Source organism: Pseudoflavitalea sp. G-6-1-2, assembly GCF_012927185.1.
GTDB lineage: Bacteria > Bacteroidota > Bacteroidia > Chitinophagales > Chitinophagaceae > Pseudobacter.
In genome coordinates, this window is record NZ_JABBGB010000002.1 from 1709958 (window position 1) to 1725661 (window position 15704).

Here is a 15704-nt window from a genome sequence, read left to right on the forward strand (position 1 = left end):
TTACATCCCTACATTTTCTTTCACACCGGTGAAGATAGATTTCCAAATGAGATGAAAGAAAGAACGATGCGTATCGCGCTCGAAATGCACCTGCGCTGTTCTCACGTCTCCCTTCCTTCCGGGGTTTGATTTTTTGATTACGATGCCTGCCACAAAGCTGGCGAGCTTTTTCTTATCGAGGGTTTTGTCCTCTTCATCTTTTTTCAGGAGGGCCACATCCAGATCATCGTAGAGGATGGTTACGGGGCCATCAGTCCGGTAGTCGTTTCCTGTAAACGCAAACTTCAGACTGCGGATAGTGCCGCTCTCGATCTTCGCTAGTCCCATCGGAACTGCCAGTACATTCACGGCTGTTGCCGGCATGCTGCCGAGCGATCCTTCAATGCTGAATTTGCCCTGCGCATCCAGCGGATAGAAACGTATCGACGCTTTAAGTGGCCCCTGATTCAGAAACTTCGATTGAAAATGCACCGTACATACAGGTGACTTTTTCAATACTGCCGTATCGTTGGTAAGATTGTTCACCTGCAAACTCACCGCATGAAATTGCACACTCCCGCTCTTTTCACTTTTTGCATTGCGTTCTTTGTATTCGATATAACTGTTGCTGAAGCTTGCAAACTTAATGTTCATCGGAAGTGCAAGTGTCATGAGTTGCTGATGTGGTAAATCTTTCAGGCGATTGCGGCCATCGTGGGGATAAGAGATATCGCGATAGATGCGGATCTGGCTTCCTCCCACCATCATTGAATCTGCCTGGAAGGATTCGCGCATGAGCGAAGCCATATTCAGATTCACCAGTCGAATATCTTTTAGACTGATATCGAATCTGTCGGTGGCATATTTGAATTGCTGCAAAAACTTTGTTTCGGATAGCCGGGGTTGAATATCAAATTTGGCAATACCCACACGCTGGCCGCGGGTATTGAAATCGATATCACGAAGCTTGAAATCATATAACTCTTTCTTATCCTTCCAGCTGGCCGATTTGCAAAGCAGTTCGGCATATTCTGAAAAGATGAATCTCGTAGTGTCTTTGCTGTGTATGCTGTCTACAGCAACGTTATAGAGATTGATGGCCACACTATCGAATTGCATCAGCTGTTTGCCATCGGAAAGGTTTCGCGTGATAACGGTGGCGTTTACAATCGAAACTGTATCGATAGCAATCTTTACAAGATTGCCCAGCAGCTGCTCATACATTTCTTTATCAGGAACACGTTTGAGTGAATCCGCGCCTTTGTTGGTGAAGAAAATTTCTATCTGTGGATTTTCGATCAGCACTTTCCCTGCTACAATTTCTTTTTGCAGTAACACCTTCGGCGTTTTGATGCCCGTAACTTTCATGGAAGGAAAATCAAGTTTTGCAATTACGGATGGTGCATTGGCAGAATGCGCCAATTCATTGTAACGAACCGTATCGGGTTGCAGCTGCAATTGTGTAACCGTTAAATTACCTCCTACTTCGTCGATATCTAGTTTATCGAATACGATGGCGTACATACCTCTGGATTTTCCATCCACGGCATCCTGCAAAGTAGACCGCAGATAGTGCTTCTTGTAGTAACTCCATCCTGAAAAGAGCACGGCAATAAGAGCAAACAGCACAATGATCCAGGTAAATATTTTCTTCGACAGCATAGGTAAAAGATAAGGTAAAAAAATACCCGGAGAAGGCCATCCTCCGGGCTTATCGTTGGCATCATAGCCGCCAGAAAAGATTAAATTTTGATGAATCCTGCAGACAATTAGGTTGTCAAACCGGCAGTACAATATCGCTGCTGCCATTGGCAGGCATCAGATTGCCATAGTGGCAATTTACACAGGATATTTTTCCCGACAAGGGAATTGAGTAGCGTAAAATTATGCCGCGGGCCGAAGGTTTAGAGCGTGATGTGGACGTGGTGTTGATTTGGTTCCCGAAAAGAAGTGCCACATCTCTTTCCACCAGTTGTTCCATTGCCGGTGGTGTTTGTGTTTCGATTCAAAATACTCGGCATGTTCCACTTTTACTTTTACCAGCAGTAGTTTCGACAGAGATGGAAGATCTACGTTGCCAGGCAATCCGATATAGTTGAGCATTTCATCTTTATCGGCGACAATCTGCGCCAGTCCTGATATCTTCAGGAAGAATGGTTTGCCTTTGCGATAGAAATCCAGCTTTGCAGGAAACTCCATGTCGTACTCTTCCATATATAAATCCGGGCGGTGAATGAAGAAACAAACCTGTCCTTCATTGTCTATATTCAGCGCGGAAATGATACAGGTAGGTAATTTAAAAGCTTCATTGCTGGTGTTGGCAAATAATGCACTCCGGATCTCATGGATGCGATCCCGGAGAAAATCCAGTTGTTGAATTTCACTTACCATAACCGTTCCTTTAGTGTATACTTTTCAAAAGGCATGCCCAATCTTTTGAGTTACCACTAAATGGTATTTTCCGAAGCTAACAGTGCCTGATACAGGAATATGCTCATTACAGTGGTACTGCTTTTGCTGGTATCTGTATCCGTAAAAAATGGCATTGTGACAGTAATGCACACTTGTTCGTAGACAACTATCTACACCCCACTTTGAGATAAATAATGTAACTGATGTAAGTACAGTTACTTAGTCTCCAAAGCAGCCGTGGCATTGAATTTTTAATGATTGTGTAAAGCATAATTTCTCTTTCAACCAGGGTGTTCACAACGCAAGAAGTGATCTGAGAGTAAACCTGAAAGAACCTGATCTGGATAATGCCAGCGAAGGAAGATACAAGGAGAAAATATGTACAAGCCTCCGTGAAAGCGGAGGCTTGTCTTCCACTTATTTATTTTATCAACAATCTCAAATGGAAAAGAAAAATTCAGCCAATAAAGCTTCGCATTCTTCAGAAAACGGTAAAGACACTACACTTGCAAAATCAAGGAGTAACGGAAAACCAGGTAGCGAAATGAAATCAGCAAACAACTCAGCAACGAAGGCTCCAAAGATGGATGAAATGCTGAGCAAACTGTTCATCGATCAGCTGCGCGACATTTACTATGCTGAAAAGCTACTGGCAAAATCATTGAATAAACTGGCCAAAGCTGCCACTACTGAAGAACTCAAAGATGCGCTCACAGATCACCAGGCAGAAACAGAAACCCATGTAAAAAGGCTTGAAAAGGTTTTTGATATACTGGGCAAACAGGCAAAAGCCAAAAGATGTGATGCCATGGATGGGTTGAAGAAAGAAGCCGACAGCATTGTTGCTGATACAGAAGCAGGATCTTTTACCCGCGATGTAGGCATCATTATCGCTGCACAAAAAGTAGAACATTATGAGATCGCCTCTTACGGCTGCCTCACCCAACTCGCCAGAACATTCGGTATGGAAAAAATAGCCTCCTTGCTGCATCAGACGCTTGAGGAAGAAAAAGCCGCCGATGAAACGCTTACCAGTATTGCAGAGAACAATATCAACATGGAAGCCGCACAGGAAGAAGAAGCATAGTTTCATCATCCGCCAACTATCCACTCAACTCGCTATAGGTTATGGGCTTGAATAGAGAAACAGTCAGATCAGTTTGGTCTGACTTTTTTATTGCACTTCAAAAGTTCTGTCATGAAAAAGAATAATAAATCAAAACGTTTTGCACGCATCGCTTCTAAAGTCACCAAAGCAACTGGTAGTCCATATGCCTTCCTCGCCGCTTTTGTGGTGATCATCATATGGGCCTTGCTCGGCCCTGTATTTGGCTACTCCGATACCTGGCAGTTGGTGATCAATACCGGAACAACCATCATCACATTTCTGATGGTATTTGTAATTCAGCAGTCGCAGAACAGAGATACAACGGCCATTCAACTTAAATTGAATGAGCTGATCGCCTGCAACGCCGCCGCCAGCAACCGTTTGGTGGATATTGAAGATCTCACGGAAGAAGAGCTCGCAGTGATCAAGAAGTTCTACATAAAGCTGTCTAAACTGGCTGAAAAAGAAACCAACCTGCACGCTACGCACAGCCTCGACGAAGCCACCGATAACCAGCAACGAAAACTGAAGCACAGCCCTTCAGTGGTCAATAAAAAATAAGCTGTGTCTCTTCCCGCGAAGATAGACACAGCTTTATGGTAGTCTTCATAGCGATTACCTGTATAGAATACTTATGCCATTCGATCTTACATGCTGCGCTTGGAACTGCTGGCAGCGCGTTTGCGAGGAGCAGCTTTCTTGCGTGGCGCAGCTTTTCCGGCCGTTTTTCTTGTAGCGGATTTCTTCGTCGCAGACTTTCTTGTAGCAGCCTTCTTCGATGCCGCTTTTTTCTTAGGTGGAGGCACTTTCGCACCTTTCTCCCTTGCTTCAGATAATCCGATAGCAATGGCTTGCTTATCACTGGTTACTTTTCCGCCCCTTCCTCCGGGGCCGCTGCGCAATGTTCCTTTGTTCTTTCTTTTCATAGCGCTTTCCACAGATTTGGAAGCGCCTTTTGAATAGCTGGGCATGATGTAAATGTTTTAGTCAATAAATATTTTTCTCATGCAACTGAGATTATTTGCTGTAATTCCTGTGCCAGGCCCCGGTTCAGCTTTATCACCATATGCAAACGGAGAGCGTGTAGCAAACTCTACACCACACCTGCATCCCAACAAATTGAGCGGTGGTATCATTTTTTTAATCTTACTCATATTACAAACGCAAAAACAAACATTATGCAAAATAATCAGGACCTGGCGGATGTTCTCAACGACCTCATCCGAATCAACAACGACAGAATAAATGGATATGAAAACGCCATCAAAGAAGTAAAGGATGCCGATGAAGACCTCAAAGGAATTTTCAGAAGAATGATCAACGAAAGCCAGCAACACAAAACAGAGCTGGCGCAGGAAGTAAGAAAAACAGGAGGCGATCCGGTTGAAGATGGTACCACTGCATCCGGAAAGATCTATCGTGCATGGATGGGTGTAAAAGCAACATTCACCGGCAAAGACAGACATAGTGTATTGGCCAGTTGCGAATTCGGTGAAGATGCCGCTCAGAAAGCATATCAGCAGGCACTTGAAGATGAAGCAACTGCCGGTGCCAACGTCAGGCTTCTCATCACCAAACAAAAAAACACCCTCAAAGAGTCACATGATCTGATCAAAAAGTACCGTAATATGCGGGCAGCTATCTGAAACACAAACACTAAATCAATTGTTCAAAAAAGCATATAATATGAAAGCACTCTCTTATATTTCTATCGGTCTGTTTCTCTCAATGGCAATACTGAGTTCCTGTGGCGAATCTGCACAACGTCAGTCGCCCGAAAGCAAAGAAAGAGCAGAGAAACAGAATGAAGCGAAATTCAATACAGACACCAGCGAGCACAATGCACAATTTGTGGTGAACGCTGCATCCGGCAACCTCGCTGAAATTCAGCTGGCAGAACTGGCTGTACAAAAATCTCCCAATGCGGAAATAAAAGAAATAGCCAAGATGCTGGTGAATGATCACACTGCCGCGCTGAACGATCTTAAAACCATCGCTTCCAGAAAGAACATCAGCATCCCTGCAGAACTGACTGATGCAGCCAAAGATCAGTTGCAGAAACTCACTAATGAAAAACCGACAGAGTTCGATAAATCGTGGACCAGCCAACTGATGGAGAAACACCAGCAAACCATCAGCGATTATGAAGCAGCGCTCGGCACAGTAACCGATCCGGATATTCAGAACTGGATCAATATCGTACTCCCGAAGATCAGAACGCACCACGATAAATTAATGGCCATGAATACAAGGATCAAAAAGTAAACTGAACATTTTACCAAGGCACATTGGATTATAGAAAAGGGACTGGTTTCTACCAGCCCCTTCAGTTTTTTTGCCCTGTTTGTTCAATGCTCCTGGCATAACATTAGTACCGGTACACAAAAGGCTACATATGAAAATTCTAAACAAAACGGGATTTATCATCGGCATCATCAGCACCATACTTATTTTCTTAGGATTATCCATGATGCAGAAAGACTACTATTATGGTGAATACATCATGTACTTCGGATTTATCGTAGCAGGAATTGTTTGGATATGGTCAATATGGGATGTGATCTTCGCCGATGATCTCAAAGGATTTCAGAAAACCTTCTGGCTCATCCTCACCGTATCTGTACCGGTTATGGGAGGAATGCTTTTTTACATGATGCATCAGAAAAAAGGAAAGATCGTTACATGATTTCTTTCTACTTTTCGATATTCTTCAGACAGGTCTTCAGATTATTTCCTTCTTTCAGTACCATGTAAAAAATATCACCCAGCTTCTTTACCCGCTTTTCGATATTGTGAATGGTGAACTGGCTGGGATGCAATCCTGCCTTTACTTCTTTCCAGAGAAGTGGCGTTGAAACAGTGGCGCCTTCACGTGGACGAATGCTGTAAGCCGACGCCAGTGTTTGTCCTTTTGAGTTTTGCAGAAAATCCACATAGATCTTATTGCCGCGTTTTTTGAGCGATCGTTCAACGGAAGTGAGTCCGGGTAACATCTCCGTTACCATCGTGGCTACTATCCTTCCGAACTCACGCGCAATCTCATACTCGTATTTATTGCCAAGTGGCATGTAAATGTGAATACCTGTTGCACCAGAGGTTTTGGCATAAGTGACTGCGCCTGCTCTGGACAACACTTCTTCCACTGCCTGTGCAACTGTGATCACCTGATCGAAAGTATTTTTAGGTGACGGATCGATATCGATGATCAGGTAAGTAGGTTTCTCCGGACTGCGTGTGGTGGAGTTCCACGGATTCATTTCAATGCAACCCAGATTAGCCAGATAGATCAGCGTTGCCTTGTTATTGCAGACGATATAGTCCACTGTTTTATTGGAAGAAGTGGAGAATTCAGGATAGGTCTTGATCCATTTGGGCGTATTCTCGCCGGCATCTTTGTGATAGAATCCTTTTTCATTGATGCCATTTGGATTACGCAAAAGATTCAGCGGCCTGTCTTTGAGATAAGGCAGAATTACGGGCGCCATCATATCGTAATATGCGATCACATCGCCTTTGGTGATCTTGTCTTTGGGAAAATAGATCTTGTTCACATTACTCAACGTAAGCTGATGGCGATCTACCGTTACGAGTGCAGATGTATTTTCTGTGGATGCTTTCATTTGTCGTTGTTTTTGATCACTTCTTTGGCTGATTTATCGCTTCGAAGTCCGAGGAATACCGGGTGCCGGAGTATCCCCTCCCGCGTTTTCTCGGTGAACTTCACTTCGCAGACCAGTTTTGGCCTGAGCCAGGTAACAGGTGCATTTACTTTTATCTTTTCTTCAAACGGGCTCTCAGCCTGCTTCAGCTGCTGCATCTGGTTATACATTTCTTTGAGTGTGGAAAATGTAAAACCTGTACCTGTATGCCCGATGTATTGCAGTTTGTTGCGTTTGTAGTTTCCGAGGATCAATGCACCAAAATATTTTCGGCTGCCTCTGGGAGACGTGTATCCGGCAATGATGGCTTCTTCACTGTTATGGTTCTTTATCTTGAGCCAGTTGCGTGTACGCGTGCCTGCCTCATATTCACTGTCGGCTTTCTTTGCTATGATGCCTTCCATATCGAGCTTCACAGCATGTTTGAAGAACTGTTTACCTTTTGCTTCCACATGATCGGAATACTGTAGAATGTCTCCCTTGTACTTCGATAATAGATTTTGCAGCAGTTCCTTCCGGTTGATCAGTGGCAGATGACGAATATCTTCGCCATTCAGCGAAAGCAGATCGAAAATGTAATATCGGATCGGAAGCTCCGGATGTTGGTCGTACTCCTGCAGCAATTGAAAACGGGATCTTCCTTTTTCATCAGTCACTACTATTTCTCCATCGAGAATACAGTTGTGTTTCAGTTGCATGATAGCGCTCACTACAAGCGGATATTTCTGCATGAACGAAAGTCCGTTCCGTGAATAGAGTTTCAGTTTTTTATCCTGCCATTCAGCCACAGCGCGGTATCCATCCCATTTGATCTCGAACAGCCAGTCGGGGCCGTCGAAAGGTTCATCAACGAGCGTAGCCAGCATGGGTTTGATGTACCGCGTGTATTTCCGGGTATTGTCAACTTTGTTGGCCTTGGCGGTATCAGCTTTTTTTACCGGCATAAGTTCGTGTGGCTGCTTTCTTTTTCGGGGCGGATTTGGAAGTGGCTCTGCTGGCTGACTTACGGACTGTTTTGGATGCAGACTTGCGCGGCGCTTTGGCAGCAGCTTTCGGAGCTGCTTTGCCGGCCTTGCTCTTCGTGGCTTTTGCTGGTTTGTCTTTTCTGAATTTTTCTGGATTGAAAACAGTCTTCACAGCATACTCATCTTTGTGTTTGATGAGCAGCCAGTTCTTATCATCATCTTTCAATCGGACGATCACGAATTCTCCGGCAAGTATATTTCCCTGGATCACAAATTTCAGTTCTCCGTTTTTGAGCGCCTGCAATGCCTGCCGTTCGGAAATGGGTTCGATATTCGCATTCACCGGAATGAAATTTCCTTTATCCCAGATCTCTACCTCTCCTGCTCCGTAATTGCCTTCGGGAATTGTTCCATGGAAAGTGATGTAATCCGAAGGATGATCTTCCACATGCACTGCCAATCGCTTATCGTTGGGATTCATGGAAGGACCTTTGGGAACTGCCCAGCTTTTGAGCACACCGCCCAGTTCGAGCCGAAAATCGTAGTGCAGTCTGGTTGCATCGTGGCGTTGCACAACAAACCGGAAATGATCGCCCATCGTGTGTTTACGTGCCGATGGCTCCGGCGTATTCTTGAAATTACGCTTAGCATTATATTCTTTCAGCATGAGAGATCAGTTTATGATGAACAGATCAGCTGGCTTTCTTTTTCTTCGAACCCAGGCTGGCTTTCAGTTGTGCCATCAGATCGCTTGAACGCGAGTGAACCACTTTCAGTTTCGGTGTGGTAATCTTTCTTCCCTTCGCTTTTGCTTTGATGAGCTTCATCAGTTTTTCAGAGTAGGTATCTTTCCATGCAGAAATATCGAATGGCTCACTGAGCTGATCTATCAGGCTCATGGCCATTTTCAACTCTGTTGGTTTTACGGTGGTGGAGGTGAGTGAGGGAATATTGAGATCGGAATGGCTTCTCACTTCCTGCTGAAAGCGAAGCCGCTGCAACACCATCACGCCTTTTTCTGCTTTCACGATGCAGATGGTTTCTTTGGTGCGGAGTACAAATGTTCCGAGACCTACGCGTTTTGATTTGTATAAGGCAGACCAGAGTAATGCATATGCGCGTGCGCCCTGTTTTTCGGGCTCGATGTAGTAGGGAGTTTCAAACAACATCGAATCGATTTCAGATTCTTCCGCGAAGGAGGCGATCTCTATCTGCTTGGTTTTTTCGGGCATCGCTTTTTCGTAGTCTGCATCATCGAGCACCACGTACTGTCCGTCGAGATCATAGGCCTTCACGATGTTGGCCCATGGCACTACTTTGCCCGACTTTTCATTGATACGCTGAAATTTGATGCTGGCGTGATCTTTCTTATCGAGCATATGGAGATCAAGGCCACTGTCTTCAACAGCACTGTAGAGTTTTACGGGAATATTGACCAGCCCGAAGCCAATAGCGCCCGACCAGATTGCTCTCATACTAAGTAGGTTTTTTTATGAGCTACGGCCTAAGGGAGAGTATAGTAAGTTACTCAATTTTCTGCTTACGGAAAGTGAGTACAAACATGGTGCCGCAGCCGGGAGTAGACTGAACATCCACTCCCGCCTGATGTGCCTGCAAAATATTGAGCGTGGCTGCCAGCCCCAGTCCGAGGCCATTCCGTTTGGAAGTGAACCAGGGTTCGAATAACCTGTGCAGGTTTTCGGGAGGGATGCCAATACCGTTGTCGCTGATCCTCACTTCGTAATGATTGCGCAGGATATTGAGATCGATGTCGAGCACGCCCTTTCCCTCTTCCATGGCTTCCACAGCGTTGATGAGGATATTGAGGAAAGCGATCTTCAGCTTCTCTTTGTCGGCCGCCACTTCAACCATTGTTTCGGGATAGTTGATATTCAGCTGAATCTGTTTCAGCTGAATGCGGTCCATGGCTGCCCCCACACTTTCGTCGAGTATATCCTGCAATACGTTGTTATGCAGGATAATTTCAGTGGGTCTGGCGGTATCGAGCAATTCCGATATGATGGCGCCGATTCTTTTGGCATTGCGAAGGATGATCTGATGATAATTCAGATGATCTTCGGACAGTAACTCCTGCCGCAGGTGATCGAGCGAGAGATGAATATTGGTGAGCGGATTTCTGATCTCATGCGCGAGTGTTCGTGCGAGACGGCCGGTGGCTGCGAGCTTTTCACTCATCAGCAGATTTTTTTCTGCTTTGCGGAGTGAGGTAATATCGTGCAATATGCCCTGGAGATATTTTGTACCATCGGGCCGCTCAACGGATGTGGCGGAAAAAATGCAATGCAGTTCCTGCTGTTGGCTGTTGCGCAATTCTATTTCAAGATCTTCCACCTCGCCATGTTCTGCCAGCAGTTTTCCGAGCAATGCAACGGATTGTTTGTTGGGCATGCAATCGTAGAGCGTAAGCGCGCTGAGCTGTTCTGCGCTGAATTGCAGCAACTGCGTAGTGGCATTATTTACAGCAAAGAATTGAAGGCTGGTATCGGCGAGAAAGATGGCGTCTTTCGATTTCTCGAAGATGCTGCGGTACTTCTGTTCGTTGTCCCGCAAGGCTTTGAGAGTTTTAGCTTTTTCCAGTGCGTACCGGATGCTGCGCTCCAGCTTTTCTACATTGAGATCGCTTTTGATAAGGTAATCCGAAGCGCCGGCAAGCATGGCTTCGAGATCCACTTTGTGATTGCCTTTGCCGGTAAGCAGAATCATGGGCGCTTCACAATGCGTTTGCAGGGCTTCTTTCAGCAGATCGAGCCCTGTACGTGCGCCGAGAAAATAATCGATGAAGTAAAGATCGAACCGTTTATGGCAGATATGATCGAGGGCTTCTTTGTAGTTTTTGCTCCATTGCACTACAAAGTTGCCACCGGTTTCTTTGATGAGGGTGCTGGTGAGAAAGAAATCATCTTCATCATCGTCGATGATGAGTATACGTACCGGTTCATGAATGATCAGCATCGGGTAATGTGTTATTGTGTATCCGGCAGAATGATGGTGAATGCAGCGCCGTGGTCGGGCTGACTGCTGGCAGAGATCATTCCGTGGTGATTGTCTGCGATCTTCCGGCAGATGGCCAGTCCGATTCCCGATCCCGGATATTCAGACTTCCCATGCAATCGCTGAAACAGCTGGAAGATCCTTTCAGCATATTCTTCTTCAAACCCAATGCCATTATCTGTAACAATGAACTTATGGTATCTTCTGGAATGTCTTAATTTTTGTTTTTCTTTCTCTTCTCTGCTCATCAATTGATGGCTGATACTGATTTGCAGCGGAATACCCGCCCGTTGGAATTTAAGTGCGTTGGAGAGCAGATTCCTGAATAATTGTTTGATCTGTTCGGGTATCACTTCTATTTCGGGCATTGCCTGCAGATCTATCATGGCATGCGAATCTTCGATACTGAGATCGAGTTCTTCGAGAACCTGCAATATTATCTGCCGGATATTGGATTTTACAAAGGCATGCTGCATTCTGGTAACCCGTGAGAAATCGAGCAGGTTATTGATCAGTCCGCGCATATTCTCTGCTGAGGCGAGTATGCGATTGAGATAGGCTATGCCTTCTTCAGAAAGCTGGTCGCCGCAACGGGTTTGCAGTCTTTCTCCGAAAGTGCTGATCTTGCGCAATGGCTCCTGCAAATCGTGTGAAGCAACATAGGCAAACTCTTCGAGTTCGTGGTTGGAGCGGTTCAGCTCATCCACTTTTACTTCGAGTTCCTGCTCGTATTGCTTGAGTTTGGTTACATCGTGTGTAATGCCGGCGATCTTAATGGGATTGCCCAATGCATCGCGCTGGATCTTGCCAAAGGTCTCCAGCATTTTTGTTTCTCCGGTACCTGTTGTGATGGCCGACTGGCGCACATAGGTTTCTTCCCTGTCGGCATTGTACACCACATCTACCAACTTTCGGTTGTCATTGGCTGTAAGATAAAGCCGGTAAAAGCCCAGCAGGTCCGGCAATTCGCCTGGCTGGCCTGCACCGAGGCCTATCAGCCGCATCATGCCATCAGACATATTGAGCTTGTCGGTATGAAGATCGAAATCCCAGGTTCCGATATTGAGGAATTCTTCTTTCTGCTCCACCATTTTTTTGTAGTGCATCAGGTCGCGGAGCATCTGCGTTTTTTCTGTAACGTCTCTGTTGAAGCCCACGCCTTTCAGCACCTGTCCATTCTGATCGTACACAAATTTCATCTTGGTGGTGATCACACGCGAACGGTTATCGTTGGTGGTGATCCGGTAGGTATATTCAAAAGGTGTTTTATCTGCGATAGCCCTTGCCCTGAACTCTCTGAATTGGGCTGCTTCGTCGAAATCGAGGTGATGCAGGTAAAAATCATCCGTAACCCGCAACTGGGTAGATTCTCTGTCGTAACCAAGTATGCGGTACATTCCGTCTGACCAGGTGACCTTTCCTGAAAAAGCATCCCACTGCCAGGTACCAAACAAAAGGAGACCTTCAATGTCATCAAAGACTTCTCTGATGTTTTGAACTTCTGCCCCGGTCTTACCCGAAGTCAATTCCGGATCATCGTTATTCTTGATCATTTTCAGTCGTGGGATATTATCGATGGGTTCTTCGCGTCTCATAGGCTATCTGTTATTAAGTTCCTGATAGAGCTTTATCTTATTGTACAGAGTTTTTCTATCGATGTTCAACAACTTCGCTGCCTTGCTTTTATTGAAATTGGTCTCTTTCAGGGCTTTCAGAATCAGTTCGTATTCGAGATCGATGCTGGCTTCTTTGAGACTATTCTCGAAAGGAAGCCTGCGAACGGTTCGCATGGTATCGGGAGCCATCTGTTGCGGAGGCGGTGCGCCCACGTATTGTTCTCCGTTGTTCTCGAACTGAAGCTTTCTGTAATTGCTGATCTCGAATGGAAGGCTACGTACTTCAATCAGATCGCCATCGGTGAGCAGGGCCGATCTTTTTACTACGTTTCGCAATTCGCGCAGGTTGCCATGCCACACGTAGTTTTTGAAGATGTCTTCCACTTCCGGAGAAAAGCCTTTCACATTTTTCTGCAATGCTTCATTTGCTTTTTCGAGAAAGTGCTGTGCAAATACCATGATATCATCTTTTCGCTGGCGAAGTGGCGGCAGCTCGATGGTGAATTCATTGAAGCGATGGAAAAGATCTTCTCTGAATCTTCCCTTCTGTGCTGCATCCCACAGCTTTTCGTTGCTGGCGATGAGGATGCGCACATCGAGATCGATGTCTTTGGTTCCTCCCACTCTGCGCATCTTTCTTTCCTGAATCACACGAAGCAGCGATACCTGAATATCGTAGGGCAGATTGGCTATTTCATCCAGAAAGATAGTGCCTCCGTTGGCTACTTCAAAATTACCTATCTTCTGATTGATTGCGCCGGTAAACGCGCCCTTCTCATGGCCGAAGAGTTCGCTGCCTGCCAGTTCCTTGCTGAGAGAGCCGCAATCGATGGCTACAAACGGAAAAGCGCTGCGCTTGCTCTTCTTATGGATCTCCTGTGCAATGGCTTCTTTTCCGCTTCCGCTCTCTCCGTATATGATCACGCTGTAATCGGTGGGTGCTACCAGTGAGATCTGATCGATCAGGTGTTGAAACACCGGACTGTTTCCGAAGATATACCCACCGTTTCCGTTGTTGGCTTTCTTTATTTTGGCGGTGGCCTCCGTGGTACCATTGGAAGATGCTGCAACGGTCTGCATTTCGGGAGGCAGCTGCAAAGCGGTCTGAATGGTATTGAGTATTTCTTCGGGATAGAGCGGTTTGGTCACATAATCGTATGCGCCGAGTTTCATTACATCCACGGCAGTTTTAAGATCGTTGTATCCGGTGATGATGATCACAGGCATGGCAGGATATTTTTCCTTGATCTTCAGCAGGATGGTTTTTCCATCCATTCCTTCCATCCGGTAATCGCAGAGAACGATATCGATGTTCTGAGTTTCATCCAGCACCTCGAGGGCTTTTTTGGGAGAATAAGACTCCAGAGTTTCATACCCATGCCTCGTAAGGAACTTATTCATCAGAAAACAAATATCGCGATCATCGTCAATGACTAAGACTTTTGGCATAGCTGGCAGGTTTTATGATTGATTAGTATGGTTTAATCTGTTTTCCTAACCCCACATCGCTCTTAGCTGAGCGGTTGGAATGCGGAGCAGTTCGCGGTATTTCGCCACAGTTCTTCTAGCAATTTTGTAGCCATTTCCCGCGAGGATCACCGCAAGCTGGTGATCGGTAAACGGCGTTTTCTTATCCTCCGCTTTAATCGCTTCTTCGAGAGCGTGTTGAATGATGCGGTTGCTTACCACTTCCCCTTGCTCATTGGCGAGCCCTTCGGAGAAAAGATCTTTCAGCAATATGTTTCCAAATGGGGTGGCTGCGTACTTATTGCTGGTGATACGGCTTACGGTAGAAATGTCTACGCCTACTTCCTGTGCAATGTTTTTCAGAATCATGGGACGAAGCAGTAACGGGTCTCCCTCTTTGAAATATTCGTACTGCCATTTCACGATGGTACGCATTACGCGGAGCATGGTGCTTTCACGTTGCTGAATAGCCGAAATAAACCATTCGGCTGCCTGCAGCTTGCTCTTGAGATATTGGCCCGTTGCCTTGTCTTCTTTGTTGCACTGGCTCTTCACAGATTCCATCCAGGTATTGCTGATATGGAGGGAAGATGAACGCTGACGTGCCAGTGATACTTCTATCACATCACTTTCAACCGCTACTATAAAATCAGGCACTATATAATTGAGGTTTCCGTTTTCTTCGGTTACGGAGGCTACGGGCTGCATGGGCATGGCTGCGATCAGTTCGAGCACAATGCGCAACTCGTCTTCTTCGAGGCCGATGCCGGCCATAATTTTATCGAGCTGGCGGTTTTTGAGATCGGTGAAATGATCCTGCACCAGGCGAATGGCTGCGGCCACATCGGGGCGATTGGTATTTTTTCTTGTCAGCTGCAAAAGCAGGCATTCGCGGATATCGCGGGCGCCTACGCCAGCGGGATCGAGCCCCTGTATCACGGCGAGCAGCCTTTCAAGTTCGGTACTTTCGATCCAGCTTCCAAATTTAAAACTCATATCCTCGGCCAGGGAGCTCAAAGACTGATCGAGCATGCCATTTTCACTGAGAGAATCAATGAGATAGCAGGCTCTTGTGTACTCTTTTTCGTCCATTAACAATAAACGGCACTGTTCTTTCAGTTGCTGACGGAAATCGTTCACCTGAGCAAGTGGTTTATCGGGAATGGTTTCTCCGGAGAAGTAATTGGCGTACTCGGTTTTGTAATCGGGAATATCGTCGTAACCGAATTCCTCCCAGTCTGCAAAATCCTGTACGGCTTCTGCTTCTTCTTTTGAGTCTGGTTCATCTGCAGGTGTTTCATCCAGCAACGGGTTCTCTTCCAGCTCCTGCTGAATGCGATGTTCCAGCTCCAGCGTATTCAGATGAAACAGGTTGAGCAGCTGAATCTGCTGCGGCAGTATACGCACCTGCTGTTTCTGAGTAAGATGTTGATAGATCATGGCAATCGATTAGGTGTACTGCTTATATAACAAGGCTTAAACCAAA

General features: G+C 45.8%; 16 protein-coding genes and 1 riboswitch. Of the genes, 5 read left to right on the top strand and 11 right to left on the bottom strand.

From position 1 onward, the window contains the following. Positions 1 to 1641 carry a hypothetical protein gene (locus HHL16_RS16395; protein WP_169426258.1) on the bottom strand — a complete coding sequence of 547 codons (1641 nt, stop codon included), beginning with the start codon at positions 1639 to 1641 and terminating at the stop codon, positions 1 to 3. Between the two features lie 222 nt (positions 1642 to 1863). Then, positions 1864 to 2370, bottom strand: a complete 507-nt coding sequence (locus tag HHL16_RS16400; RefSeq protein WP_169426259.1) for a hypothetical protein — start codon at positions 2368 to 2370, stop codon at positions 1864 to 1866. Positions 2371 to 2667: 297 nt separating this feature from the next. Next, positions 2668 to 2770: riboswitch (TPP riboswitch) on the top strand. Between the two features lie 63 nt (positions 2771 to 2833). Between HHL16_RS16400 and HHL16_RS16405 the strand changes: the two genes are divergently transcribed. Both HHL16_RS16405 and HHL16_RS16410 read left to right on the top strand, forming a co-directional pair. Further along, entirely contained in the window at positions 2834 to 3478 is a 645-nt protein-coding gene (locus tag HHL16_RS16405; RefSeq protein WP_169426260.1) for a ferritin-like domain-containing protein, read from the top strand. 111 nt (positions 3479 to 3589) lie between these two features. Beyond that, the gene (locus HHL16_RS16410; protein ID WP_169426261.1) at positions 3590 to 4060 is read left to right on the top strand and encodes a low affinity iron permease family protein; all 471 of its coding nucleotides are present in this window, start codon (positions 3590 to 3592) and stop codon (positions 4058 to 4060) included. Positions 4061 to 4146: 86 nt separating this feature from the next. Here the strand turns inward: HHL16_RS16410 and HHL16_RS16415 are convergent, their stop codons facing one another. After that, positions 4147 to 4470, bottom strand: a complete 324-nt coding sequence (locus tag HHL16_RS16415; protein ID WP_169426262.1) for a DUF6496 domain-containing protein — start codon at positions 4468 to 4470, stop codon at positions 4147 to 4149. A 207-nt stretch (positions 4471 to 4677) separates the two neighbouring features. Here HHL16_RS16415 and HHL16_RS16420 point away from each other — a divergent pair, with 207 nt between their 5' ends. The 3 genes from HHL16_RS16420 to HHL16_RS16430 all read left to right on the top strand — a co-directional run bounded on the left by HHL16_RS16420 (position 4678) and on the right by HHL16_RS16430 (position 6185). Further along, the gene (locus tag HHL16_RS16420; protein ID WP_169426263.1) at positions 4678 to 5145 is read left to right on the top strand and encodes a PA2169 family four-helix-bundle protein; all 468 of its coding nucleotides are present in this window, start codon (positions 4678 to 4680) and stop codon (positions 5143 to 5145) included. Between the two features lie 40 nt (positions 5146 to 5185). After that, on the top strand, positions 5186 to 5764 hold the full coding sequence (locus HHL16_RS16425) for a DUF4142 domain-containing protein (RefSeq protein ID WP_169426264.1): 579 nt from the start codon (positions 5186 to 5188) through the stop codon (positions 5762 to 5764). Positions 5765 to 5894: 130 nt separating this feature from the next. Then, positions 5895 to 6185, top strand: a complete 291-nt coding sequence (locus HHL16_RS16430; protein ID WP_169426265.1) for a PLDc N-terminal domain-containing protein — start codon at positions 5895 to 5897, stop codon at positions 6183 to 6185. Between the two features lie 7 nt (positions 6186 to 6192). Here HHL16_RS16430 and ligD (HHL16_RS25065) read toward each other — a convergent pair whose 3' ends face one another. From ligD (HHL16_RS25065) to rpoN, 8 genes are read right to left on the bottom strand one after another with little or no spacing between them, the layout of a single operon-like run. Next, on the bottom strand, positions 6193 to 7119 hold the full coding sequence (ligD, locus tag HHL16_RS25065) for a non-homologous end-joining DNA ligase (RefSeq protein WP_240966201.1): 927 nt from the start codon (positions 7117 to 7119) through the stop codon (positions 6193 to 6195). Continuing rightward, entirely contained in the window at positions 7116 to 8102 is a 987-nt protein-coding gene (ligD, locus tag HHL16_RS25070; RefSeq protein ID WP_240966203.1) for a non-homologous end-joining DNA ligase, read from the bottom strand. Before ligD (HHL16_RS25070) ends, ligD (HHL16_RS25065) begins: the two co-directional genes overlap by 4 nt. Next, positions 8083 to 8790, bottom strand: coding sequence for a DNA polymerase ligase N-terminal domain-containing protein (locus HHL16_RS16440; protein WP_169426266.1), 708 nt, complete (start codon positions 8788 to 8790; stop codon positions 8083 to 8085). Before HHL16_RS16440 ends, ligD (HHL16_RS25070) begins: the two co-directional genes overlap by 20 nt. 25 nt (positions 8791 to 8815) lie before the next feature. Beyond that, positions 8816 to 9598, bottom strand: a complete 783-nt coding sequence (locus tag HHL16_RS16445; RefSeq protein ID WP_169426267.1) for a Ku protein — start codon at positions 9596 to 9598, stop codon at positions 8816 to 8818. A gap of 49 nt (positions 9599 to 9647) precedes the next feature. Further along, on the bottom strand, positions 9648 to 11096 hold the full coding sequence (locus HHL16_RS16450; protein WP_169426268.1) for a hybrid sensor histidine kinase/response regulator: 1449 nt from the start codon (positions 11094 to 11096) through the stop codon (positions 9648 to 9650). An 11-nt stretch (positions 11097 to 11107) separates the two neighbouring features. Next, positions 11108 to 12730 carry an ATP-binding protein gene (locus HHL16_RS16455; protein WP_169426269.1) on the bottom strand — a complete coding sequence of 541 codons (1623 nt, stop codon included), beginning with the start codon at positions 12728 to 12730 and terminating at the stop codon, positions 11108 to 11110. A 3-nt stretch (positions 12731 to 12733) separates the two neighbouring features. Next, positions 12734 to 14200 carry a sigma-54 dependent transcriptional regulator gene (locus HHL16_RS16460; RefSeq protein WP_169426270.1) on the bottom strand — a complete coding sequence of 489 codons (1467 nt, stop codon included), beginning with the start codon at positions 14198 to 14200 and terminating at the stop codon, positions 12734 to 12736. 45 nt (positions 14201 to 14245) lie between these two features. Beyond that, the gene (gene rpoN, locus HHL16_RS16465) at positions 14246 to 15658 is read right to left on the bottom strand and encodes an RNA polymerase factor sigma-54 (RefSeq protein ID WP_169426271.1); all 1413 of its coding nucleotides are present in this window, start codon (positions 15656 to 15658) and stop codon (positions 14246 to 14248) included. Positions 15659 to 15704 lie beyond the last annotated feature (46 nt).